Origin of the sequence: Runella sp., assembly GCF_965279615.1 — a bacterium.
Classification (GTDB): Bacteria; Bacteroidota; Bacteroidia; order Cytophagales; family Spirosomataceae; genus Runella.
Genome location: NZ_OZ257252.1, coordinates 4472501 through 4497621, shown reverse-complemented (window position 1 = coordinate 4497621; position 25121 = coordinate 4472501). Strand labels below are relative to the sequence as shown.

The following is a 25121-nucleotide window of genomic DNA, read 5'->3' as shown; positions in this document are numbered from 1 at the left end:
AACCGTTATCAAACCCAAAAAATAGCATAGTAAAGTGGATATTTTCGAGAAACTACGCAACAACTGGGGACCAATTGGGGCTTCTGCTAAAGCGCTGAACAGTCATCATTATTTCTCATTTCCGAAACTGGAAGGCGAAATCGGGCCTCACATGAAGTTTCGCGGAATGAATGTGCTCAACTGGAGCCTTAACAATTATCTTGGTTTAGCCAATCATCCTGAAGTACGCAAAGCAGATGCCGAAGGAGCCGCAAAATGGGGACTTGCCTACCCGATGGGTGCCCGTATGATGTCCGGAAATTCGGACCTGCACGAACTGTTTGAGAAAGAGTTGGCGGAGTTTGTCGGAAAGCAGGATGCTTTTTTGCTGAACTATGGATATCAGGGAGTAATGTCGGTCATTGAGTGTGTGTGTGACCACAAAGATGTGATCGTGTATGATGCCGAAGCCCACGCGTGTTTGATCGATGGGATTCGATTGCACAAAGCCAAGATGGGACAATATTACAAATACAACCATAATGACATGGCGAGTTTGGAGAAAAACCTGATTCGGGCCACTAAATTGGCGGAGGAAAAAGGCGGAGGCGTATTAGTGATTACGGAAGGCGTGTTTGGAATGTCGGGCAAAGTAGGCAGTTTGGATAAAATTGTTGAGTTTAAGAAAAAATATAATTTCCGTTTATTGGTCGACGATGCACACGGTTTTGGAACCATGGGCGAAAACGGCGGGGGAGTAAGTGAGATGTTTGGCGTATCAAAAGAGGTGGATTTGTACTTCTCAACGTTCGCCAAGTCGATGGCGGCTATTGGGGGCTTTATTGCGGCCGATGATCCGGACATTATCATGTACTTAAAATACAACATGCGTTCACAAACGTATGCAAAAGCATTGCCGATGCCCTACGTGGAAGGATGTCGCAAACGCCTGGAACTTATCAAGGCGCATCCTGAATTAAGGACGCAATTGTGGTCGGTGGTAGAGGCGTTGCAAAGCGGATTGCGGAGTCGTGGCTTTAATATCGGTGATACTGAGTCCCCCGTAACACCTGTTTTCATGCAGGGGTTGGAAGGCGGTCTGCCGGAAGTGACCAACATGGTGCGTGACTTACGCGAAAATATGGGTGTTTTCTGTTCTATTATCGTGTATCCTGTCATTCCGAAAGGCCAGATCATTTTACGACTTATTCCAACGGCAGCGCATACGCTTGAAGATGTAAACTATACATTAAATGCCTTTGACAGCATGCGCGAAAAATTAGATGCCGGTATCTATCGGGCTAATTTGGCAGTGCCTGCTTAATAAACAGACCTTATTTTAATAAAAACGGGAGCCTTCGTTGAAAGCTCCCGTTTTTGTTGGTATTTGATAGGGAAGATTAGAACGAAGTTTTCTTTTATTACTAAAACTACCTGATTATGAACCTTCAACTACGTTTTCTGTCTCTCCTTTTGTTTTTATGGGCCTCCGTTGCCTCTGCCAAACCGCTCCGGTTAGGAATTGCGGGTTTTACACACGACCACGTACACCAAATTTTGAGACGGCCCGCTCAGGGTGATGTCGAAATTGTAGGAGTAGCTGAGCCTAATAAAGAATTAGCCATGCGTTATCTTAAACGCTATAAAATGCCTGAATCGCTTTGGTATCCGTCGTTGGAAGCCATGATTGCAGCTACTAAACCGGAAGCAGTGTGTGCTTTCAACAGCATTTATGAGCACAAAGAAGTGGTGGATATCTGTGCGCCAAAGGGAATTCATGTAATGGTGGAGAAACCGTTAGCTGTCAATACGGCTCATGCAAAAGCAATGATCGCATTGGCTAAAAAGCACAAGATCCAATTGCTCACCAATTTCGAAACTACTTGGTATTCAAGCCATCAGCAGGCGTACGATTTGATCCATAATCAAAATGCCCTTGGAGACATTCGCAAAGTTGTGGTTCATGACGGGCATCGGGGACCTAAAGAGATCGGTTGTTCGCAGGAGTTTTTGAGTTGGCTGACAGACCCTGTTCAAAACGGTGGCGGGGCAATCATTGATTTTGGCTGTTATGGCGCCAACCTGATGACGTGGCTCATGAAAGGAGAACGGCCATTGTCGGTAACAGCAGTAACGCAGCAGATAAAACCCGATGTGTATCCAAAAGTGGACGACGAAGCAACCTTTATTCTGACCTATCCCAAAGCACAGGCAATCATTCAGGCCTCATGGAATTGGCCTTTTGACCGAAAAGACATGGAAATTTACGGACAAAAAGGCTACGTAGTATGTGACAAAACACAACAAATGCATGTTCGATTGGGAGATGGTGTAAAACGAGATGCCCCCGAAGAAAAACGCGAAATTCCCAAACTGTCGGCACCTTATGATGAGCCTTTTTCGTATTTTGCTGCCGTTGTAAAAGGCGAGATCAAGCCTGAAAAAGACCTTTCTTCGTTGGAAATCAATCAAATTGTAGTAGAAATTTTAGAAGCTGCGGTGCAATCGGCAAAAACAGGAAAACCGGTAAAGTTGCAGTAAAAGCAAGATTTGGTATAAAAATAAAAAGTCGTTGATTTTCAGCGACTTTTTTAGTATTGAGAGCCGCCCGTTGTCCAAGTTAGAGATGAGATGGAAAGAGTTTTGAAAGAGAAAAGGGAAATTCAAATAAAAAGCCATGTGTTTATCACATGGCTTACAAAATCTCAAAGGAAAGGTAGGTAGGGTAAAGTGCCTTTTTCTTGGTACAAAGAAAGCGGGCATTTTCTTAACAAAAACCTGAAATAAACAGAATCGGCACTTTACCGAGTGAATACATTGAAAAATAAACCAATCGCCGTTTTCTCTTAAGTTTTTCCAAATCAAAGGGTTAACTAAGAGTTCTGATAAAAAAATTGCTCGAATCCATTGGAAAGTCAGGCAATATCCTATTACTATTTACTCTTCTATTTTATCTTTCTGCAAAAGTGTTTATATACTCAAAAGACAAAAAATAGCATAATTGTGTTGGGTAGTACTTAAATATGTTCCAAGTAAATATTTTGCGTCTAAGTTTGTGCCGATAAAACGTAATAAAAAATGCAGTCAGGTGCATACATCACACTGATTTAATTAACTTTACAAGGGCGTAAAAAGATTTTGCGACCCGAAACTCTACTCAACGATGAAAGAAGCACAAAATCCAAAAGAGCATCAATCTCACGAACGTGAGCTACACCCATTAACGGTCAATGAAATGCCGAGATATGGAGCAAACCCTGAACAGGCAAGCGCAAATCTGAAAAAGAAACGTAAGCGCATTCAGCGGTAAGTTTGCCACTTTTCATGAAGCTACTTCCATAATGGGGTGGCTTTTTTGATTTATAATGAGCAGGCATTTTTTGCCCGTCTGCTATCGCGATTGCTGTGATTTGGTAGAACGTCGGTCAATGGAATTCAAATGAACATTTTTGTATATTTGGCCAATAGGAGTTTTAACCGTCCTTTTCAATGTCGGCAAATAATTCGAAAGCTACCGTTTCAATCATCCGGATTATGTTATTCGTTTTCTTTCTACAATGGCCCTTTGTCGGCTTTGCCAACAGGGAAGCCAGGGCAATCAAAAAGTTGGGTAGACATTTCGAAAAAATCTACAAAATCAATTATAAATACTCGTTAATGAGGTCAGGGGCAGATATGGCGGCCAATAATATCTATAAGGAAGTGAAGTCAATTAGTAAACTGGACAAATTTATTTCCGATACTGCTGCCATAAAAATGCCATTGAAACAGTTTCTTGATAAATGGAACACGCAGGACCTTATTAAATCCTCCGTTCTGAATGGCAAACAGGAATTCATGGCTGATGCCAATTCATTTTATATGCAGGGACTTGTAAAACGCCGGGGCGAATCTAAGACCCTCTTTCCTATATTCAGACCGTGAAGAATGAAATGTGCATTTACTGAAATGTACTGTGTTAATTAAAAAGTCGTTCAGAGAACTTATATAGAGAGGCCAGTCCGGTTTTCCGGGATATTCGTTAAAGCTTGTCGGTGGAGATGCGGACGGTCTCCGGATTGGTCAGGTTTTTTAAGCTGTCAGGTAAATTTGTTAACTGCGGATTATCACTCAGATACAGATGTTTGAGTTTTGTCAGATTTCCCAAACTTTTTGGTAAAACGCGCAACGACGGATTTTCGCTGACATTCAGGTAAGTTAGATTGGATAATTCTCCCACCGAATCAGGCAAACGTTCAAAATCTGATTCAATAAACACCAGTTGCTCCAGCCCCTTTAACCGACCGATTTCTGCCGGGATTTCATCAAAATAACTCATGTTAAAAATCAAGGTTTTGAGTTGTTGCAATTCAAAAAGCTCGTCCGGAAGTTGCAAAGATGTTCGGGAGTCAATGCCCGCCCAAAGAACCAACTTCTCAATTTGCTTACAAAGTCCAATTTCTTTAGGTACCGGATTTACATTCAATTCGAGTTCTTTCAGATTTGGCATTTGAGCAACCACAGGTAGTATTTGCGAATAATCACGCCTATCGGGGCTGCTGAAATACAGGGTATCTACCTCGTTCATTCCGGCCATTTCTTCCGGTACGTGGGTGAATCGACAATTATAAAAATCAAGCAGTTTTAACTTGGAGAGGCGGTAAAATTTTGACGGTAATTGCCAACTCTCGGCGCGAATAGTTAGGGCTGTTAGATTTACCAAATCGGCAAAAGACTCCGGTAATATCACATCAGAATCGCTCAGAATCAGCAAATAGTTCAGATTTTTCAGCAGCCCTATGCTTTCCGGCAGTACCTGCGGCGAGGTAAAACCATTCAAACTCAGAGATTCCAAAGTAGTGAGTTGGCTAATGTTTGCCGGCACCTCTTGATTTGTCGTGAAAGTCAATTCCTTTACTAACGGCAGTTTTGCCAAAACCTCACATACCCCATGGAAATTCAATCGGGGGTTTCGCGCCAATTTAGCCGTCTCCAAGGAAGTCATTTCCGAGACATAATCGGGAAGAGTCTTGAGGTTTTTTCCTTCCAAATTCAAATATTTAATGCGGCTATAATCTTGTTTTGGTACCGCTTTCTTATGAACGTCTGTCCTTTTAATAATTAACTGATTCCCAAAAATACGGGACAGATACTGTGAAATTTTTTTTAAGTCAAGCTCCGCAATGGTAAATGCAATGACAAAGTCAGAAACTCCTAAGCGTTTTGCTGCTTCAGGCCGCAAATGAATCTGTAATTCATTGCCGGAAAGTTGAATCGTTTTAACCGCATTGATACATGCATTGGATTGGTCATTCCATTCCAAATAGTGGTCAGGCGTACCGGAAATATTTGATATCAAAAGGGCCAACTCTTTTTCTTGGTGGCCGAAAAAAACGGTTTCTCTGCCGTCGTGGCTCCAATATTCTACATTATCTGCCCGAAATTTCATGGATGCTGCCTATTTGTGGTAATTCTTGTAGAAACGCTTTTTGCAATCATGCAAAGGTATAAAACAGAAGTTTATGCCGTGCTCATGGGAGGTTTTTAAAACGAAAGAGTATTTGGTTGATTGGTATTGTTTCTCTAATTTTAAACTGTCTGCCTCATAGGGACACTTACAACATTTATCCACAAACATCAAATTTCTTAATAAACTTGGCCAACCACTAATCTTTCGATATTAAGCTATATTATTAGCTATTCAGAGGAGAACGAAGAAACGATTTTGGTAAGAAAGAGTGAATATTAAGCTATATTATTAGCTATTCAGAGGCGCTTTTTATATGTTTACCTAAAATGTTTCGCCTATGTTTCACCAGATTTATAACAAAAAAGGTGCAATAGACTGATTACCAGCTTATTGCACCTTTTCTTTAGTAGCGGGAACAGGACTCGAACCTGTGACCTCCGGGTTATGAGCCCGACGAGCTACCAACTGCTCTATCCCGCGATGTTGGGAGTGCAAAGGTAAGAGCTTTTATCGAAAAAACAACTATCTTTGCAAAAAAATATTTTATTGATTATTTTTCTTTATCTGAAAATTAAGGAAAAATAAAGCAATGATCGACGAATACAAATGGAGACTACAGAAGATATAGCCGTTTACAATAACCCCAATCACCGCGCCGGATTTGTAAGTATTGTGGGAAAACCCAATGTTGGAAAATCGACGTTAATGAACGTTTTGGTGGGAGAGAAGCTTTCAATCATTACCTCTAAAGCCCAAACAACGCGCCACCGCATTATGGGAATTTTGAATGGCGTGCATGAAGGGACTGATTTTCAATTGGTTTATTCAGATACGCCCGGTATCATTAAACCTCAATACAAATTGCACGAGTCGATGATGGAATTTGTCCAAGGCTCGCTTGAAGATGCGGATGTGGTGCTTTTTGTGACGGATATTTTTGAAAAGCACGATGACGAAGAAGTGCTTGAGCGTCTTGCCAAAACAGAAGGAGCGGTGATTTTGATCATTAATAAAACCGACTTGGCCACCGAAGAACAGGTAAAAGAAAAAATCGCTTTCTGGAAAGATAAGCTTTTTACGGCGGCGATTGTTCCTATTTCGGCATTAAAACAGGAGGGAATTGATGCTCTCTTTACCGCAATCATGGAATGTTTGCCCGTTCATCCGCCCTATTTTCCGAAAGATGAGCTTACCGACAAGCCCGAACGCTTTTTTGCGGCGGAAATAATTCGGGAAAAAGTGTTTCTGAATTACAAAAAAGAAATTCCGTACAGCACCGAGATCATTGTCGAAGAATTTAAAGATAAGAAGGACATTATCGTGATTCGTGCCGTGATTTTGGTGGAACGTCAGAGCCAAAAAGGGATCATTATCGGAGATAAAGGAACTATGCTCAAAAAAATAGGTACCTCTGCGCGGGCAGATTTGGAACAGTTCTTCGGTAAAAAGGTGTTCCTAGAACAATACGTTAAAGTAGAACCTGATTGGCGGAATAAAGTACAGAAATTGAAACAGTTTGGTTACGAGAGCTAAGTGTAAGGGTTAAAGTAAAAAGGTCAAAGGCCCAAATGCAGAATTATAAGGATTTGATTGTTTGGCAAAAGTCTCATTTACTGACACTTGAGATTTATAGAATTACTCGAAAATTCCCTAGAGAAGAACAATATATTCTTACTTCTCAATTAAAAAGAGCCTGTCTTTCGGTAGTTCTTAACATCGTAGAAGGTTGTGGAAAATATACAGATGCCGATACTGCTAACTTTTTTCAAACGTCATTAGGTTCGATACAGGAAACAGAATATTGTTTGCTGTTATCTAAAGAATTGGAATATATCAACATAGAAGAATACACTAAATTAGAAAAATCAACCGGTGCAATTAAAGGAATGCTAATCTCGCTTATAAAGCGGATTCGCGATAGAGGTAATTAAACTTCTACACATTACACCCTACACTTTACACTTTTAGCAATGTCAAATATAGTAGCAATAGTAGGACGCCCGAATGTGGGCAAATCAACGCTTTTTAACCGTTTGATTAAAGAACGCCAGGCCATCATGGATGACCAAAGCGGCGTAACGCGCGACCGTCATTATGGTCATGCTTTCTGGACCGAACAATTTTTTACCGTCATTGATACGGGTGGATATGTAGTTGGCTCAGAAGATGTTTTTGAAGATGCCATTCGTGAGCAAGTTGAAATCGCGATGGAAGAAGCTACCGTCATTCTGTTCATGGTAGACAGCATGACCGGGCTTACTGACTTAGATAAGGATTTTGCTAATGTGGTGCGTAAATCCACAAAGCCTGTCTTTTTGATTGCCAACAAAGCAGAAACGGTTGAACGCCAGCTTTCTACCGCAGAATTTTATGAACTTGGTTTAGGAGATCCTTATCCGGTTTCATCTCAAACCGGTCACGGAACAGGTGATCTGTTGGACGAAGTGGTAAAGCATTTTAAAACTGCCGGAATAGAAGACCCGGATGCCGGTATTCCTAAAATTTCGATTTTAGGCCGTCCAAATGTAGGTAAATCTTCCTTTTTGAATGTATTGACGGGTAAAGAGCGGAGTATCGTAACAGATATTGCAGGAACTACCCGCGACGCGATCAATACGCATTACAAAGCATTTGGCAAAGATTTTATTTTGGTAGATACCGCCGGGATTCGTCGGAAAGCAAAAGTGAAAGATGCCATTGAGTTTTATTCTACGCTACGTACTGTTAAAGCGATGGAAGAATCAGACGTGGTTATTGTCATGTTGGATGCTACACGTGGATTAGAGGCGCAAGACCTTCATATCATCGGAATGGCCCACAAAGCTAAAAAGGGCATTCTGATCATGATCAACAAATGGGATTTGGTCGAAAAAGATTCTAAAACGGTTGATAAAATCCGCAAAGAGATGCTTGAGCGTTTGGCTCCGATGGATTACATGCCCATTATTTTTGCGTCTGTCGTTGAAAAACAACGAATTTTCCAAGTAATGGAAAAGGCGATGGAAGTGTACGAAAATAAGACGAAGAAAATTACTACGTCTAAGCTGAACGAGGTAATGCAGGCTGAAATTGATAAATATCCGCCGCCTGCGCACCGAGGTAAGCACATCAAGATCAAGTACATGATTCAGTTGCCGACGCCTTCACCAACTTTTGTGATGTTCTGTAATTACCCCAAACACATCAAGGAACCGTATATGCGCTATTTGGAAAACCGGATGCGCGAGAACTTTGGTTTTGAAGGAGCGCCGATCACGATCTTCTTCAGAGAGAAATAGGGTACAACTAACAAAAAGGCCAGCGTCCATAAGCAGTTATTATCTGCGGCGGACGATGGCCTTTTTTGTGAAATGATAACTATTTTACGACTTTCAATTCTTTTACTAGGTCAGATCCGCCGAGTTTTTCGATGCACCACAGTACGTAGCGAATGTCTACGTTGATGCAGCGTTTGTATTTTTTATCGAATACAATATCGCCCGACATTGCTTCCCAGTTGCCGTCGAAGGCAAGTCCGATCAATTCTCCTTTGGCATTCAATACAGGACTTCCTGAATTTCCTCCTGTGATGTCATTGTTGGTAATAAATCCAACAGGAACTTCGCCATCAGTATCGGTGTATTGGCCGAAATCTTTGTTTTTATACAACTCCAGAAAGTTTTTGGGCAGGTCAAATTCGTAATCGTTGGGCTTGTATTTTTCGATTACTCCCGTGATGTTTGTTTTGTACTTGTAATGTACACCATCGCGCGGGTCATAATCCTGCACGTTTCCGTAGCTAACGCGCAAGGTGCTGTTGGCATCCGGGTATTGAACCAATGAAGGGTCCATTTCGCTTAAGCCTTTGATATAAATGCGCGAAAGTTTTTTGTCAATCTCTTGAAAATCAGTACTGTATTTTGCGTATTTTGAAATGTAGTTTTTACGAAAATCGCTGAAATACTTTAGCGCCCAATCATTGGCAACTGTTTCGGCCGAAGGGTTTTCCAAGAACTTATTGAAACGGTCTTTGTTGGTAACAACGCTCGTTAGATACATTTCCTGGGCAAATTTTTTGAACGACTCTTCGGGTGTTCCGGCCGAAAACTTGGTCAGGATCTCCTGAATAATGGCCGGATGCTGTTCTTTCGGAATATCATTATAAAAAGCCAACAGCGTTTGAGCTACAATTTTTTGATCAGAAGGAAGGTTAAACGATTTAAAGAATTCTTCTCCCGCTCCTTTAAGGCGCTCACTCACGGCTTTTGCGCGAGTGGCATCTTTAAACTGATCTTCTGCCATCACCAGCGGCAGGGCTAAATTGACAATATTGGCACCGATTATTCCCTGATTAAGGTAGGTAGAGTGGGTGGCGTAAGGTTCATATGACGCATATGCTTTCTGCCATTCATCAAAAATGTTTTCATAGTCGGGTTTGCCTTTGGCCCATGCTTTGAATTTAGCTTCCAAAGTTACCTTTTGGTCATATACTTTGAGGTGTTGAAGTTGCTGCGTTTGGCCGATGAAGTATTTCCAGTAGTTGGCAATGTTGGCGTATTCGGAAGAAAGCGCCAATTTGGTGGCTACGTCTTTATCCATTTCTTCTTTCCAGGCTTTCAGACGAATGTCCCGATTTTTCACAATGCCGGGATTTACTTTTTCAATGGCCAATTTGATACCCAAAGCCGTTTCGTAACGATTGGTACGACCCGGAAATCCAAAAACCATCGTAAAATCACCGGGCTTGATGCCTTTCAATGATACCGGTAAAAATTTCTTGGGCTGATACGGTACATTGTCTTTCGAGAAGTCAGCGCCTTTGTTGTCTTTATTGGCATAAATGCGGAATACCGAGAAATCGCCCGTATGTCGCGGCCATTCCCAGTTGTCAGTATCACCACCAAATTTGCCAATGCTTTGTGGTGGAGTTCCCACCAAACGAATGTCTGAAAACTTCTCAAAAACGAACAGATAATAAGCATTCCCTTTGGCAAACTCACGCACCGAAGCATTATAAGACGTTCCATCGGTTGCTTTTTTAGAGAATTCATTACCCAATTGATTTACCTTGGCGGCGCGTTCTTTTTCGCTCAATCCTTTTAGTTCGGGTAATATTTTGTCGGTCACGTCTTCCATCCGAACCAAAATATCAATGAACAACCCTTCTACGGGTCGCTCTTCGGTATTGGATTTGGCCCAAAATCCATTGTCTAAGATATTGTCGGCAGGAGTGGAAAGGGTAGCGATGGCATCGTATCCGCAGTGGTGATTGGTAAATAAAAGTCCTTTGTCAGAAACGATTTCGCCCGTACAAAATCCGCCGCCCATGCGTACAATGGCATCTTTGAGGCTGGCATTATTGATGTCATAAATATCTTTGGCCGTCAGTTTGAAGCCCTGCTTTTTCATTTGAGCTTCGTTTTTGCCAATCAAAGAAGGAAGCCACATACCTTCGTCGGTAGGGTCGTTGGCATAAGACACGCTTATCCCCAATATAAAAGATAAGAGTGTGATTTTTAATCTGTTCATAAATCAGTTTGGAATAATTGAAAAAAATGTGTGATAAAAACTAGTGAAAGAGAATGCCCAAAAAGATTCCCCCCAATACAATGAGATAAGGAGGTGTTTTGGTATAATGCAATAAAAGAAATGTACCGATAATGGTAAGAACGGCGGTGGAATCGGTGGCGGTTGGAATAAACATTCGAATAACCGCTGCGGCTGTAAGCCCGACACTGGCGGCATTCACCCCTTCGAGTGAGGCTCGAATGCCGCGGTATTTTTTGAGGCTGTTCCAAAAACGATACACAAAAAATATCAGAAACGTACCCGGCAGAAAAATTCCCGCTGTTGAAGCTAAACTCCCCCAAAGTTGGCTGATGAGCCCGCCTTCAGAACGCATCGACAAAGCACCAACATAAGAAGCAATGGAAAAAACCGGACCGGGAATTACCTGAGCTAAAGCCATACCGCTCAAAAATTCCTGACGGGTCAGGTAGTGTTTAAATTCGACAAACTCGGTATAGAGCATTGGATTTAATACTTGCCCCCCACCAAAAACAAGGCTGCCGTTGCGGTAAAAATTTTCAAAAAGTCGTATCGGCAACGAGTGAGTTATAGCACCTACTGCGGCAGCAAACACCAAAACTCCGAGCCATAAAATGAAATTGGCCCATTGAATACGGATAGGCTTTTTGTCCATTTTTTGGTGTTTCCTAAATTCCAACGAAGTCACAAATCCGCCTAGAACAATCACAATCGGCGTCATGTATGGCGAAGGATACAAATACGCAATAACGGCTGCGGTAATCAAAATGAACCAATGCGTATTTTTTTGGATGACTTTCTTCCCAATTGTATACCCTCCATAGGCCAAAAAGCCAACGGCCATTGGCTCTACAAAACGCATAAAAGAGAGCGAAATGCGGTTTTCCTGAAGATAATAAATACCCAAAGCAGCCAATGTCATGATAAGAACAGCGGGCAGCGACCAAACCAATAAAGTAACATAGGCTAAATTAGGACCGCCTAACTTAAAACCCAACGCTGTAATTGTTTGTGTGGATGTTGGTCCCGGCAATACTTGGCAAAGCGCCTGTAATTCAAGCAATTCTTCCTCTGTAAGATAGCGACGTTTGCGAACGAACCGCTCCAGAAACATAACCAAGTGCACCTGAGGACCCCCAAAACAGGTCAATGCCAAAATCAGCACATCTTTTAAAAAGATGATGTGTCGAATCCGCTTAACAGGCGGGTGAAGTAGTGATTCTGACACGCTGAAAAAGCAATTTTAGGGGTTAACAGAGAGAACTTGACGGATAATTTCAGGTTGGAAATGAGATTGCCCGTCAGGAGAAAAGCAAGTTACGCTTTTTTCAGACCCAATTCAATGAGGCGTTCATTCAGAAACTCACCCGCTGTCATGTCAACGTAAAGCTTAGGGTGAGCGGTGTCAACGCAACTTTCCAAACACGACAAATTCATGTCAGCGCGGGGATGCATGAAGAACGGAATGGAATAGCGCGAGGTGTTCATTTTTTCGCGCGGAGGATTTACAACGCGGTGAATGGTGGATTTAAGATTATGATTGGTCAAACGGTCGAGCATATCGCCTACGTTGACCACAATTTGATCAGGTAATGCCGTGATACCGATCCATTTACCATCGCGACGCAGTACTTCCAGCCCTTCGGCGCTGGCTCCCATCAGGAGTGTAATTAGATTTATATCACCATGCGCTGCTGCACGTACTGCACCGTCAGGTACAGTGGTAGGATCAAGGGGAAAATAATGCAGTGCCCGCAAAATACTGTCGCCATTGCGTACCTTGTCTTCAAAATAATCTTCGTCAAGGTTCAGATATAAGGCAATGGCACGCAATAAGGTTTTGCCCGTATTCTCAAACGTTTCGTATACTTTAAGCGTATATTCTTTAAATTCGGGTGTTTCTTCCGGAAAAATATTGTGAGGCATTTCGCCTTCAGGATTGGGTTGGCCTACGTGGTAAAACTCCTTTAGATCAGCTACTTTAAACCCTTTGGCCTTCTCTTTTCCTTTGCCAATGTATCCGCGTTGGCCTGATAATTCAGGAAATTCATATTGTTTCTTTACTTCGTCGGGCTGCGTAAAAAATTGCTTTACTGAATCGTACAGTTTCAGGCGCAGTTCTTCAGAAAGTCCGTGGTTTTTAATGCAAACGAAACCGATGTTATTAAAAGCAGTTCCTAAATTTTGGACAAATTGTATTTTGCGAGCGGGATCGCCGCTTGTAAAATCGGAGATGTCTAACGACGGTATTTCGTCCAGAAGTGCAGTTTCTGACATAATTTTGGAAAGTTGTTTGTGGATGGTTCTACGTTAGTAACAACCTTATTCGTCTGAATTAAAAACTTTAATAAGTTGATGAACAGGTAATTACTAATCGACGTATAACAAACGCGGATGAGCGTTTAATGCAAAGTTTAGAAAAACAATTGGTTTATTCAAACATCAAATACAACGTAACGGTATGCGACGTAAGTCGGCGGATGCTGCCGGTAGAGTTTACGTCGTTTGTGCGGTATAAATTCACGATTCCGTGCGAAAATCGCAACTCAGGTGAAAATTTTGTGTAAGCCAAAAATTGCTCGAACCCGAACCCATAATCAATGGTAAGATCGGCACTTTTGGCATTCAGTCGATCAGAGCCCGCCAGCTGACGTTTGCGAACGTTGGTTTCAAAGCCAAAGGTTGCGCCCGCCAACATATACATGCGTGAGTTTGCCCGTCGCTGAGATTTGTATTTGAATAAAAGCGGAATTTCGATCCAGGTAGCTTCACGCAGTTCACGGCGTTTTTTGCCGCTACCGTATTCATATTCAACCACACGGTTATACAATGATACTGAGGGCGTTGTGCGAATATCCCAATGGTCGGTAAGATAGCCGTTCATGACAAATCCAAACCGAAAGCCGACAGTAGTGGGAGAAGTGATACGATTGGTAGTATCCTGTGTTAAAAAAGAATTGTCGTGAACAAGATGAAATCGGGTAACGGGTAGGGCAAACAAAAAGCCATAATGGATAGGCTTATCGTCGTAGTACTCTTGGTGTTTTCGGAAATAGCCGGTGGTTTGCGCATCGGCGGAATTGACGAGCCCGTAGCCTAGAAATAGACCTACTACTATTTTTTTCCAATGTAAATCGAGCAAATCCCAAACGTGAGTGGTATGCATTTTGTGTCCTTAAAGCCCGCCTGTTCGTAAATTTTCAAAAAATCGTTCCCATCCGGAAACGCCTGTACTGATTCGGGAAGATAAGTATACGCTGCCGTATCTTTTGAAACCATTCTTCCTACAATCGGTAAAATGTAACGAAAGTAAAAGTTGTATAATTGTTTGAACGGGAAAGTTTTCGGTTTTGAAAATTCTAAAATCACACATGTTCCACCCGGTTTCATTACCCGACACATGTCTGTAAGGCCATGCAGCAGATTTTCAAAGTTCCGAACGCCAAACGAAGCGATCACCGCATCAAAAGAATTACTTTCCAACGGCAAGTTAGCGGAGTCGCCCATCCGCAGATCAATGACATTTTCCATGCCAATTTTTTTGATCTTCTCGCGACCTACTGCAAGCATTCCTTCCGAAATGTCGATGCCGACAATTTTTTTAGGTTTAAGCTTTAATGCTTCGATTGCAAAATCCCCTGTACCCGTGGCAATGTCTAAAATCGTTTGCGGTTTCTCTTTTTTCAGCAATTTGATAGCACGTTTACGCCAATAAATATCAATGCCTGCGCTGAGAAGATGATTCAAAAAATCGTATTTGGGTGAAACATTATCAAACATCTCCGCGATTTGTTCGCGTTTGCTTGAATCTTTGTCTTTATAAGGTACAACGGTCATGTTAATTTCAAGTCAAAATGAAAGAAGAAACGACAACTACACAGTTCTTAGCTATTGGTCGTTAAGGCGACAAAGTTACGAACCTCAAATTGGAAACGCTTTGTAAGACTCAATAGTTTTGCGTAAAATTGTTAATCTCTCTTTATTGGACATAGGAGATTCTCAAAAATACGCAACCGCAACTCAAAAACTGATGTTTGAAAGAATCGAAGAGGTTCGGAATTACCTTTTTAAATACTTGGAAGCGCGCTTGGAGCTGATAAAAACCGAAACTCAGGAGCGTATTGAAAACATTGTCATTCAATTGATTTACCTGGTGGTGCTGTTGATTTTAGCGTCATTAACGTGTATTTTCCTCTTCATCATTATTGCGGTTGGCATTAATGAATGGCTTGACAGTCGTTATGCAGGGTTTTTGATCATGTTCGGACTGCTTTTACTGATTACGTTCTTTTGGATTAAAGCAGGAAAATGGGTACAGAAATCGGTGCGCCAACTGCTGTTTTGGGTATTTAAGCATAAGTGATCTTAATGATTCGGGCAGGGTTTCCGCGCACGATGGCAAAATCAGGAATATGCTTTGTTACGACGCTTCCCGCTGCGATCATGCAACCTTTGCCAATGGTAAGATTGGGTGCGACAATCGATCCGGCACCTATGAGGGTTCCTTCACCGACCTGTACATTTCCGCAAAGCGTAGCATTAGGTGCAATATGCACATAATCATGTAAGATACATTCGTGGTCAACGGATGATGAAGTATTAATAATGACGTGTTTACCAATGCGCGCATCGGCCTGTATTACTGCACTTTGAAATACGACCGTGCCTTCTTCAATTTGTGCAGTTTCATCAATAATCGCGAAAGGATGCACTACTTTGCCAAAACGATGCTGAATGGAAGGCGCTATTTTCCGGCGAATTTGATTATTCCCAATCGCAATGATGAGGGCTCTTCCGGCTTCAAAATCAGGATCATAGTGGCCGACAACCGGAATGTCCCAGAGTTCTTTTTTGGATAGATCATCGTCAAAAATTCCCAAAACTGAAATTTGGTTTGCCCGTAAACAACTGATAATGACCTTGGCATGACCGCTTGCACCGAATAAAAGCATGGTATTAGTTGTTTCCTGTAAATTTTTCCATTGTCACCGATGTATCCGCATTGATTCCTTCGCGCCGGAATACTTTCGTAATTGTAAGCCAAAGAATTTTCAGATCCAACGCCAAAGATAAATGATCTACATACCAAACATCATAGTCAAATTTCTGTGACCAGGTAATGGTATTGCGACCGTTTATCTGTGCCCAGCCTGTAATGCCGGGTTTTACATCATGTCGTCGTTTTTGAATTTTATTATAAAGGGGTAAATATTCGGGCAATAAAGGCCGTGGGCCGACCAACGACATATCACCTTTCAATACATTGATCAACTGCGGAAGCTCATCCAATGAAGTTGTGCGAACAAAATGACCTACCGGTGTTAACCGTTCATTGTCAGGCAATAATTCTCCCTGTGGGTTGCGCCGGTCGTTCATTGTTTTGAATTTTATAATTTTGAATATCCTGCCATTTTGACCCGGCCGTAATTGAACGAAAAAAGGCTTTCCCTGATTATAAAAATACAATAAGATCGTGACAATCACCGTGATAGGCAACGTTAGGAGGAGAATGCAAAAGGCCGCTGTTTTATCAATGAGTGGTTTAAAAAATCTTTGATAGCTCATTTTGCAAAAGTACAGATTCGCGCGTGGCCACCAAACGTTGGTATAATTGTAATTTGTCGTTCCATACATCACCGGGAGCAAAGTGTTCAATTACTCGGGCACGAGCCGCAATTCCATGTTTTCGGACAGTAGATGTATTGTTAAGGTAATAAATGATTTTTTCGGTTAGGTCATTGATGGAATAAGGTTGGCAAAAAATACCGGTATGGTTTTTCAAAATGCTGTCTTTCAGTCCGGTAACTTGCGAAACGATTGCGGGTTTTTCCATCGCAGCAGCCTCTAAAACCACATTGCCAAGTCCTTCCCGATAACTTGGAAGCACCATAAAATCTATCAAAGCCAGATGCGAAGCCATATTTTTGACCTCCCCTGTTCGAATAATGGTTTTATCATCAGCTATCTTAACAAGCCATTCTTTGGGAAGAGGAACGCGCTGATCTACTTCACCCATTATCAATAATCGCACCTTGGAGAATTGTTGTTTGACTTCCTGCCATGCCTGATAAAGCTCAATGATGCCTTTGTCTTTTGTTAAACGTCCTGCAAAACCTACAATAGTCTGATCCGGTAAAATTGCATACCTGTTTTTGAGTATATTGACTTCATCTGCATCAATATCCGGGGGATTAAACTTCTTCATTGCATCAACGCCGTTGCAACTGCCATTATTCATAACCGAGATTTTTGACGGTGCTACCAGCTTTTTATTGATAACAACCTGCCTCAGCGACGGACTCACAGCGATAACATGAGTGGCTAAATGGCAGCAGATTTTTTCGGCCATAAACAAAGTCTGCTTCCTACCCGGGCCGGCAGTTTCGAGGGTAAGTCCATGCATTTCATAAATACATATTGGTACATTTTCTTTTTTTGCAGCAAGTAGTGTCAAAAAAGCTGCTTTTAATGTATTTGCGTGAACAATATGAGGCTTTATTTTTCTGAAACAGTTTCGGAGTTGTGAGTAACTCTTGAAGTCATTTGCACTTAATCGGTTGTTACGACAAAAAGAAACAGGTGAAACAGAGACATTGTTTTGCCTTCCAAAATTGGTTAATTCTTCGCTGTCTGCCGTTAAAACATGCATTTCATATCCATTCTGCTGCCAAAACTGCGTTTGCCCTTCTAAAAACTGAAGCGACATAGGTACTGTAAAAGTCTGTATAATGCGAGTCATCTCTGCTGATAGTTAGTTAAAGTCTATCAGTTAGACGGCTTGTTTTTCAAGATGTCAGCTTATTAAGCCAATCTTTTAGTGAAAAAATCAAGGAAAAATTTAATAAAAACTAAAAATAAGCTAAGTATATACCAACTTGGCTGCCGTTTTTGTATATAATAATCGTGCATCATCCGCACCGAGCCACATCGGGAAAGCAGCGATTTTTTGAAGGAAGAAGTTACATTATACTCTAAAAGAACGTCCGGCAAATTGGCGAAGCGACTGCTTTCATGAGCACGGAGAAGAAGGTCCTGGTCTTCATTTTTTAGGACGTTTCGATATTCCCATTTCTGAAACCAAGCCGTTTTACCACACCAAGTCGGATGTGCAATCGAAATGCTTTTCAGCCAAGGTGTGGCGGTGATTTTGGTATGATGACTTGGAAAATCACTTACTCCGGAGGCATTGCCTTCACTGTCTACATAACAAATGTTCGTCCCGACCAGATCAATGGAAGGATTTGATTCCAAAAACGCTATTTGCTTAGCGAGTCGTACGGGATAAGCAAAATCATCAGCGTCCATCCGTGCAAAGTATTTTCCCTGCGCTAATTCAATGGCTTGATTTAGCCTTGCCGTAATGCCTTTATGAAGGCCATCGCTTAGTAATTGAACACGGCTGTCTTTGAAAGTTGTGGCTATTTCTCTTGTTTTATCCGTAGAGCCGTCATCTAAAATAAGCAGTTGCCAGTTTTTATACGTTTGATTAACAATAGAATTGATAGTTTTTTCCAACGTTTTTTCTCCATTGAATACGGGCAGCGCGATGGTAATATGGGGTAGATCGGCGGCAGATTCTTTTATCATAATCTCTGAAGACGTTGAAAATCAATTTGATAATGGCATTTGCATTTCCGAAATCCTTTTTTTGAGGATATGTTTCCGAATAAGTGGCCGGACAATGATAACTATATTTATGGAAGAAGTTTTTACCAAATGCTTCAAGGTAATAGCCTGTCCCATCCAAAACGAGCAATAGTTTTCCTATTCGTTTCCTGCCCACTACTCTAATCGTGTCATTTACTATTTCTACTCGAACCGTGTCACTGAATTGACTCATTTTTTGCCGCTCTTCTTTTAATACTTCATCTACAATGCCTTTGCCGTTGGGAAGAGTAAATACCTTATGAGCAATTAAGTTGCGCAACAGCAAAGTATCTTTTGCTTTATCATTGAAGCTCGCTGTATGACGCAGATATTCATGTTTTTGGAAGTATAAATGGAATCGCTTAAGCGTAAGTCGATTATTTTTTTGATGAATAACATACAATTCTTGAGCATCACCATACACCAAAGCGGTCTTTATCCATAATCGTATTTCATACTCTTTGTTACGGAGTTTGGGGTGTTTTAAACCAATCTTTTGAGCCAAATCAGGAAAATACAACACAGAATCGCTTGAATTGGCAAAAGAAGTCATCAATCCCAGCATTAGCCCGGTAAAAACGTAAAAAGCTTTCATTTTCATTTAGGTCTGTATGACACCTACGCTAAACGTTTTCGAACTCGGCGCATGATTGGCGGCTTCAATTCCTGCGGCGATAATGCGCCGAGTTTCTAAAGGATGGATAATACCGTCGGTCCAGAGGTTTGAAGCAGCGTAATAAGGAGACAGTTGACTCGTATATCGTTCGGTAATTTCGGTCAGCAGTTCATTTTCTGCCTCAGGCGTAATGGTTTGTCCTTTGGCTTTGAGTGTTGCTACCTGAATTTGTAATAACGTTTTGGCCGCCGAAGCGCCGCTCATCACGGCTAGCTGTGAGGTAGGCCACGCAAAGATCAAACGTGGATCATAGGCTTTTCCGCACATGGCGTAGTTGCCGGCACCGTATGAATTTCCGACGATAAACGTGAACTTTGGTACAATCGAATTGGCAACGGCATTGACCATTTTGGCACCGTCTTTGATAATTCCACCCTGCTCCGAACGACTGCCCACCATAAAACCCGTTACATCGTGCAGAAAAACGAGCGGTATTTTTTTCTGGTTGCAGTTCATGATAAATCGAGCGGCTTTATCGGCTGAATCAGAATAAATAACTCCACCCATCTGCATTTCATTGGCGGTGCCGCTTCCTTTTTTTGCCTTTACGATCTTACGCTGATTGGCAACAATTCCTACCGCCCAACCATCGACGCGGGCATATCCGCAAAGCAACGTTTGACCGTATAGTTTTTTGTATTCTTCAAATTCTGAATTATCCACAATGCGTTCAATGATTTCCCGCATATCATACGGTTTGTTGCGGTCGGCAGGAAGAATATCAAAAATATCGTCAGGGTTCTTGGCAGGAAGGGTAGGAGTAATTCGGTCGAAACCTGCCGTTTCAGAATGGCCAACTTTGTCAAAAATTCGTTTGATGGCATCCAAACAGGAAGGGTCATCGGGGTATTTATTATCGGTAACCCCCGATATTTCGCAGTGCGTAGAAGCGCCGCCTAAGGTTTCAGCATCGACGTCTTCACCGATTGAGGCCTTAACCAAATAGGGACCCGCCAAAAAAATGGAACCTGTTCCCTCTACGATCAGAGCTTCATCAGACATGATAGGCAAATAAGCTCCGCCGGCTACGCAACTTCCCATAATGGCGGCGACTTGCAAAATTCCCATGGAAGACATCATGGCATTGTTGCGAAAAATGCGCCCAAAGTGCTCTTTATCAGCAAATACATCAGCTTGCAGCGGAAGATAAATTCCTGCACTGTCTACCAAATAAATAATGGGCAGACGATTTTCAATGGCAATTTCCTGTGCACGCAGGTTTTTCTTGGCGGTAATTGGAAACCAGGCACCGGCCTTAACGGTAGCATCATTGGCAACCACAACACATTGCCGCCCCGAAACTTTCCCAATGCCAATAACCACGCCGCCCGAAGGACAACCGCCTTCTTCCGCATACATACCGTCTCCCACAAAAGCGCCGATTTCAACAAAATCGTATTCATTGTCTAACAGGTAAGCAATGCGTTCACGAGCGGTAAGCTTTCCTTTTGCTTTGTGTTTTTCAATATTTTTAGGTCCACCTCCAAGTTTGACTTGTTCATATCGCTTTTGGAGTTGGTCCAGCAGTTGCTGATGAAATTCGCGATTTGTCATAATTGATGAAGTTTTTGACCTTTGAAGAGGTCGATTTTTGGAATACAAATTAGAAATAACTACTTCGGTAGCTTTTCGAGCATTTCTTTCAATGTTTTATGTAATATCGGCGCCGTTTCCGGACCGGTAGAATTTACTTCTCCATAATGTGCTTTGGGAGAATCATATAAGTAAGGAGCATCTTTATCCCATTCCGATTTAGGAATAATATAACCGATTTCGTCATTGGCTAACCCTAAAACAAATTTATACTTGCCCGGCATTAAGCTGCGCAATGGAGGGGTTTCGACGGGTTTTGCCAATTTAAAGTCACCTTCTTTAGGCGTTTCGATGCCTCCATTGGCTATTTCAGGATAAAGCTCACCGGGAATGTTAATAAAACTGACTTGCCCAATAGTCCAAGCGGCTACTTCGGTGCGCATATGGCCCCAACTGCTGTAGCCCCCTTCTATAACGCCCAATGCAATTCCCAAACGGAAAAGAATATTTCCCACAGGCAGTTCAATCGTTTTTGCCAAAAGATTTATACCTCCCGCTACCGGTTCAGCCTTGTCTAACGCATTGAGTGCCAACAACGCCAGCGTAGTTCCCTGCGCATTGATCTTTTCAAAGGTGGGGTCTTCAAAATAAACATTTTTAAAAGGGTCTTTGATCTTAACGGCCGGGCGAGTGGTCATCAGACCGCCAACGCAGCCGGAAGCATATAAGACAACGCCGCCCAGTCCTTTTTTTGCCAACTTTTTCTCATCATATACCCCTTTTTCAATACCCTCACGAACATAATGTGGAAAATCGGAGGTAATCATCGTATTGCGACTCCACATGGTTTCGGGATGATTCCCCCACACGACAAAAGCGCCCAACGTTGAATCTGATTTTGTATCGGTCGCTTGGAGAATATACACACCGTCATCTTTTACGATAGGTTTACGGGTGTCCATATTAAGAGAATCCGCCCCTGACAGATCCTGCGCCACACGAAGATGTGCCTCTTTCAGATTTTTTACCGCAATGCCGATAGATTCAACAATTCTGTCTTCTACCCATTTTTCATACACCGGGTTTACGCCTCTTTTTACAACACTATCGCCCCATAAACCAAGCATATCAGGCCCTTCGTGATTATGCGTACTGCATATAATAGTATAGGTAATGCCAAATTGATCAGCGAGTTTTTTACGGACGTTCACTACATTCGTGTGCGGAAAACCAATTAAATCAATCGCAACGACGGCTAAGCGCGTATGACCGTCGTCCAATATCATTGCTCTTGCCCATAAATCGTCATGGACACCGTTGGCGGCGCGTTTTTTACTGAATCCGGCCATCCAGTAAGTGTCAAATTTTTCATTCCCGTTTTTGTCTTCAAACGTATCGCCGTCTTTTGGATTAAAGGCTGCGTCATTGTTTTTATCAGTCCACTTCTCCAATACTTCCGGGGTAATTTTCAAAGCGGCAAATCCTGCTTTATACGTGCCGGAATCTTTGGAGGCTTTAATGTCCAAATTGAGTGCATAATCAGGGTGACGGTCGCGGCCGTTGTAGAAAGCAAAAACGCCTAATAAGAAAATGACGACTAAAAGCGCTAATCCTAAGGCAGACCATTTGATTTTTCGCATAACCGATTGTTAAAATGTAAAGGGTGGAGAGCAAATTAAATGCAAAAAGTTTATTAATCAGGCAGTTTCGATAACATATTTATCAAAAGTTGTGCAGAATTGTAAGAAGCCGTTTTTTTGAAATTCTCAATACTTTCCTGCGCTTTGCTGTCGGCTTTATCACTCATACTTCTTATTACTAAACAGGGTACTTGCTGTTGCCAACAAAGTTGAGCTACGGCGGCACCTTCCATTTCAGTCGCATCGGCATTGAACTTAGCACGAAGCTCTTTGACCTTTGTTTCAGATGTCACAAACAGATCGCCCGTCACAATCGTACCTATTATTATATAAGGAGGTTTGGCCTGATTTTCCATCTTTCTAAATTCAGTTGTTTTAACGGCCGTTTGTGCAGCAGCCAATAACAACGAGTCTGCTTGAAAAAACAAAGGATTTAATGCTTGGTTGATCGGGTTTCGAGTTCTTCCGGTTAGGAGGCTGTCATTGGCGAATCGTCCGAAATCATATTGTAATGTTTGTTTACCGATCACAATATCACCGGGATTGAGATCTGGCTGCAGCCCGCCCGCAATTCCCGTAAAAATGAGACGCTTCGGGCGAAATTTTTGAAGCAGAAAGGCCGCAGTCATGGTAGCGTTGACTTTACCGATTCCCGTTTTTACAATGACAACGCGGTGTTTACCGATTTTGCCCTCATAAAACGGAATCCCGTGCACAACTTTTACTTTTGGATTTTGCAAGGATTGACGCAATAATTCGATTTCTTCATCCATTGCGCCCAACAACGCGGTAACCGGTTTAGGAGAATAAATCTGAGAAAAACCGGGCAGGCTTAAACTGAAACTTAACAGAAATACCAACTTGCAACGAAAAAAATAGGAAAAATTCATTGAGGTAAGGGCTAATAAATGCTTATTGGACACAAATTTGCACAAAAACGTATTAGGTATTCTACTATTTTTGTGATTCCCGGTTAACCCACATTAACTTACGATGAAAGATACTGCCGAAAGAAAGCGTATTCATGCGCGAGCCGATAATAAAGGTTGGAAAAAATGGGGTCCCTATTTGGCCGAACGCCAATGGGGTACCGTTCGAGAAGATTATAGCTATTGGGGCGACTCTTGGGGCTTTATTTCTCATGAACTCTCGCGTTCCTATTCATATCGTTGGGGTGAGGATGGCCTTGGAGGTATTTCCGACAACAAAGGTCATATCTGTTTGGCATTTGGTTTTTGGAACCATCAGGATCCTATTATTAAGGAACGCCTCTATGGAGTGACCGGTCCGGAAGGAAACCACGGGGAAGATGTAAAGGAGTTGTACTATTACATAGACAGTACTCCTACGCATTCTTACATGAAAATGCTCTACAAATACCCTCAGACAGCGTTTCCTTATGCCAAAATTGCCGAAGAAAACCGTAAGCGAAACCGCCTTCAGCCTGAATATGAGATCATTGATACCGGCATTTTCAATGATAACCGTTATTTCGATATCTTTATTGAATACGCAAAGGCTGATGAAAACGACATCCTCATCAAAATAACGGCTCATAATCGCTACACAAAAGAAGCCCCGCTGACGATCTTGCCAACGCTTTGGTTTCGGAATACGTGGTCGTGGGGATATGAGCAGTTTAACTATAAGCCAATACTAAACGGAATCGCCAATCGCCAGATCGAAGTGAACCATCGTTTGTTGGGTAAATACAAATTGTTTTTGGAAGGAGCTGACGAGTTGCTTTTTTGTGAAAATGAAACCAACAGCGAGCGCATTTTCGGAAAGCCCAATGCGAATCCGTACGCCAAAGATGGAATCAATAATTATATAGTAACGGGAAAAAAACAATATGTTAATCCCAATCAGATAGGCTCCAAAGCCGCAGGCCATTTTAAGAAAGTAGTGCCTGCGGGAGAAAGTGTTTCGATTCGGTTGCGTTTTTCCAATCAAACCCATCAGCCAAATGCGTTCGGCGACTTTGATGAAATATTTAAATTACGTCAACAGGAAGCGGATGAGTTTTACGACGATCTTCAACAGAATGTAACTGATCCGGAGCTTCGGAACATTCAACGGCAGGCATTTGCCGGGATGCTCTGGAACAAGCAGTTCTTTTATTATAATGTAAATGAATGGCTCAAAGGGGATCCTAAAATGCCTTTTGAGTTTAAAGGTCGCGCGTACCCCCGTAACCTTACCTGGAAGCACATGTATACGGCGAATATTCTTTCAATGCCGGATAAATGGGAATATCCTTGGTTTGCGGCTTGGGATTTGGCCTTTCATACCGTTACGCTGTCTCGTTTAGATCCTTATTTTGCCAAACGTCAATTGGCAGTTATCCTGCGTGAGTATTATATGCACCCCAATGGGCAGCTTCCTGCTTATGAATGGAATTTTTCCGATGTAAATCCGCCGGTCCATGCCTGGGCTACGTGGAAAGTATATGAAATAGACAGAGACTTAAATGGAATAGGCGATGTAGCCTTTTTAGAACGTATTTTCCACAAATTACTTCTCAATTTTACGTGGTGGGTAAATCGCAAAGATGCAGAAGGAAATAACATCTTTGCAGGAGGATTTTTAGGACTGGATAATATAGGTGTATTTGACCGAAGTGCGGAATTGCCCACGGGTGGACACCTTGAACAGGCCGACGGTACAGGTT

Annotated in this window: 23 protein-coding genes and 1 tRNA gene (1 of these 24 cut by a window edge); 9 read left to right on the top strand and 15 right to left on the bottom strand. The window is 42.1% G+C overall.

Annotated features, from left to right (window positions below; translation table 11 throughout):
- Positions 1 to 34 precede the first annotated feature (34 nt).
- The 4 genes from ACQY73_RS19315 (at position 35) to ACQY73_RS19300 (ending at position 3903) form a co-directional block, all read left to right on the top strand.
- Positions 35 to 1303, top strand: coding sequence for an aminotransferase class I/II-fold pyridoxal phosphate-dependent enzyme (locus ACQY73_RS19315; RefSeq protein WP_428653891.1), 1269 nt, complete (start codon positions 35 to 37; stop codon positions 1301 to 1303).
- A gap of 116 nt (positions 1304 to 1419) precedes the next feature.
- Positions 1420 to 2520 (top strand): Gfo/Idh/MocA family protein, encoded by a 1101-nt coding sequence (locus tag ACQY73_RS19310; protein WP_428653889.1) that lies wholly within the window; start codon positions 1420 to 1422, stop codon positions 2518 to 2520.
- Positions 2521 to 3142: 622 nt separating this feature from the next.
- On the top strand, positions 3143 to 3289 hold the full coding sequence (locus tag ACQY73_RS19305) for a hypothetical protein (protein ID WP_428653887.1): 147 nt from the start codon (positions 3143 to 3145) through the stop codon (positions 3287 to 3289).
- A gap of 347 nt (positions 3290 to 3636) precedes the next feature.
- Positions 3637 to 3903, top strand: a complete 267-nt coding sequence (locus tag ACQY73_RS19300; RefSeq protein ID WP_428653885.1) for a hypothetical protein — start codon at positions 3637 to 3639, stop codon at positions 3901 to 3903.
- 97 nt (positions 3904 to 4000) lie between these two features.
- Here the strand turns inward: ACQY73_RS19300 and ACQY73_RS19295 are convergent, their stop codons facing one another.
- Both ACQY73_RS19295 and ACQY73_RS19290 read right to left on the bottom strand, forming a co-directional pair.
- Complete coding sequence (locus ACQY73_RS19295; RefSeq protein WP_428653883.1) at positions 4001 to 5407, bottom strand: leucine-rich repeat domain-containing protein; 1407 nt, start codon at positions 5405 to 5407, stop codon at positions 4001 to 4003.
- Between the two features lie 428 nt (positions 5408 to 5835).
- Positions 5836 to 5908, bottom strand: a tRNA-Met gene (locus ACQY73_RS19290).
- Between the two features lie 126 nt (positions 5909 to 6034).
- Between ACQY73_RS19290 and era the strand changes: the two genes are divergently transcribed.
- The 3 genes from era to der are packed head-to-tail and all read left to right on the top strand — an operon-like array spanning position 6035 to position 8706.
- Positions 6035 to 6961, top strand: a complete 927-nt coding sequence (era, locus tag ACQY73_RS19285) for a GTPase Era (protein ID WP_428653881.1) — start codon at positions 6035 to 6037, stop codon at positions 6959 to 6961.
- A 35-nt stretch (positions 6962 to 6996) separates the two neighbouring features.
- Positions 6997 to 7359, top strand: coding sequence for a four helix bundle protein (locus tag ACQY73_RS19280; RefSeq protein ID WP_428653879.1), 363 nt, complete (start codon positions 6997 to 6999; stop codon positions 7357 to 7359).
- A gap of 39 nt (positions 7360 to 7398) precedes the next feature.
- Positions 7399 to 8706 (top strand): ribosome biogenesis GTPase Der, encoded by a 1308-nt coding sequence (gene der, locus ACQY73_RS19275; protein WP_428653877.1) that lies wholly within the window; start codon positions 7399 to 7401, stop codon positions 8704 to 8706.
- Positions 8707 to 8785: 79 nt separating this feature from the next.
- Here der and ACQY73_RS19270 read toward each other — a convergent pair whose 3' ends face one another.
- The 5 genes from ACQY73_RS19270 to ubiE form a co-directional block, all read right to left on the bottom strand.
- On the bottom strand, positions 8786 to 10936 hold the full coding sequence (locus ACQY73_RS19270) for a S46 family peptidase (protein ID WP_428653875.1): 2151 nt from the start codon (positions 10934 to 10936) through the stop codon (positions 8786 to 8788).
- Positions 10937 to 10976: 40 nt separating this feature from the next.
- Positions 10977 to 12182 (bottom strand): chromate efflux transporter, encoded by a 1206-nt coding sequence (chrA, locus tag ACQY73_RS19265; protein ID WP_428653873.1) that lies wholly within the window; start codon positions 12180 to 12182, stop codon positions 10977 to 10979.
- Positions 12183 to 12271: 89 nt separating this feature from the next.
- Positions 12272 to 13231 carry an isopenicillin N synthase family dioxygenase gene (locus ACQY73_RS19260; RefSeq protein ID WP_428653871.1) on the bottom strand — a complete coding sequence of 320 codons (960 nt, stop codon included), beginning with the start codon at positions 13229 to 13231 and terminating at the stop codon, positions 12272 to 12274.
- A gap of 154 nt (positions 13232 to 13385) precedes the next feature.
- A complete protein-coding gene (locus tag ACQY73_RS19255; protein WP_428653869.1) occupies positions 13386 to 14120 on the bottom strand; it encodes a porin family protein in 735 nt (244 codons plus the stop codon).
- On the bottom strand, positions 14069 to 14791 hold the full coding sequence (gene ubiE / locus ACQY73_RS19250; RefSeq protein ID WP_428653867.1) for a bifunctional demethylmenaquinone methyltransferase/2-methoxy-6-polyprenyl-1,4-benzoquinol methylase UbiE: 723 nt from the start codon (positions 14789 to 14791) through the stop codon (positions 14069 to 14071). The genes ACQY73_RS19255 and ubiE overlap by 52 nt, the downstream gene beginning before the upstream one ends.
- Positions 14792 to 14909: 118 nt before the next feature.
- Between ubiE and ACQY73_RS19245 the strand changes: the two genes are divergently transcribed.
- Positions 14910 to 15317, top strand: a complete 408-nt coding sequence (locus ACQY73_RS19245) for a phage holin family protein (protein WP_428653865.1) — start codon at positions 14910 to 14912, stop codon at positions 15315 to 15317.
- Here ACQY73_RS19245 and ACQY73_RS19240 read toward each other — a convergent pair.
- From ACQY73_RS19240 to ACQY73_RS19205, 8 genes are all read right to left on the bottom strand, one after another.
- On the bottom strand, positions 15304 to 15906 hold the full coding sequence (locus tag ACQY73_RS19240; protein WP_428653863.1) for an acetyltransferase: 603 nt from the start codon (positions 15904 to 15906) through the stop codon (positions 15304 to 15306). The genes ACQY73_RS19245 and ACQY73_RS19240 overlap by 14 nt on opposite strands.
- 4 nt (positions 15907 to 15910) lie before the next feature.
- Entirely contained in the window at positions 15911 to 16519 is a 609-nt protein-coding gene (locus ACQY73_RS19235) for a sugar transferase (RefSeq protein ID WP_428653861.1), read from the bottom strand.
- Complete coding sequence (locus ACQY73_RS19230) at positions 16497 to 17693, bottom strand: glycosyltransferase (protein WP_428653859.1); 1197 nt, start codon at positions 17691 to 17693, stop codon at positions 16497 to 16499. The genes ACQY73_RS19235 and ACQY73_RS19230 overlap by 23 nt, the downstream gene beginning before the upstream one ends.
- Before the next feature lie 62 nt (positions 17694 to 17755).
- Positions 17756 to 18541, bottom strand: a complete 786-nt coding sequence (locus ACQY73_RS19225) for a glycosyltransferase (protein WP_428653857.1) — start codon at positions 18539 to 18541, stop codon at positions 17756 to 17758.
- Positions 18441 to 19196, bottom strand: a complete 756-nt coding sequence (locus ACQY73_RS19220) for a hypothetical protein (RefSeq protein WP_428653855.1) — start codon at positions 19194 to 19196, stop codon at positions 18441 to 18443. Before ACQY73_RS19220 ends, ACQY73_RS19225 begins: the two co-directional genes overlap by 101 nt.
- Positions 19197 to 19202: 6 nt before the next feature.
- Positions 19203 to 20831, bottom strand: coding sequence for an acyl-CoA carboxylase subunit beta (locus tag ACQY73_RS19215; RefSeq protein WP_428653853.1), 1629 nt, complete (start codon positions 20829 to 20831; stop codon positions 19203 to 19205).
- A gap of 59 nt (positions 20832 to 20890) precedes the next feature.
- Entirely contained in the window at positions 20891 to 22450 is a 1560-nt protein-coding gene (locus ACQY73_RS19210) for a neutral/alkaline non-lysosomal ceramidase N-terminal domain-containing protein (RefSeq protein WP_428653851.1), read from the bottom strand.
- A gap of 53 nt (positions 22451 to 22503) precedes the next feature.
- Entirely contained in the window at positions 22504 to 23340 is an 837-nt protein-coding gene (locus ACQY73_RS19205) for a 5'-methylthioadenosine/adenosylhomocysteine nucleosidase (protein ID WP_428653849.1), read from the bottom strand.
- 103 nt (positions 23341 to 23443) lie between these two features.
- Between ACQY73_RS19205 and ACQY73_RS19200 the strand changes: the two genes are divergently transcribed.
- Positions 23444 to 25121, top strand: partial view of an MGH1-like glycoside hydrolase domain-containing protein gene (locus ACQY73_RS19200; RefSeq protein WP_428653847.1) — the 5' portion only. It continues 1010 nt past the right edge of the window; 1678 of the gene's 2688 nt are visible here — the first part of the coding sequence; its start codon is at positions 23444 to 23446; its stop codon lies beyond the right edge, outside the window.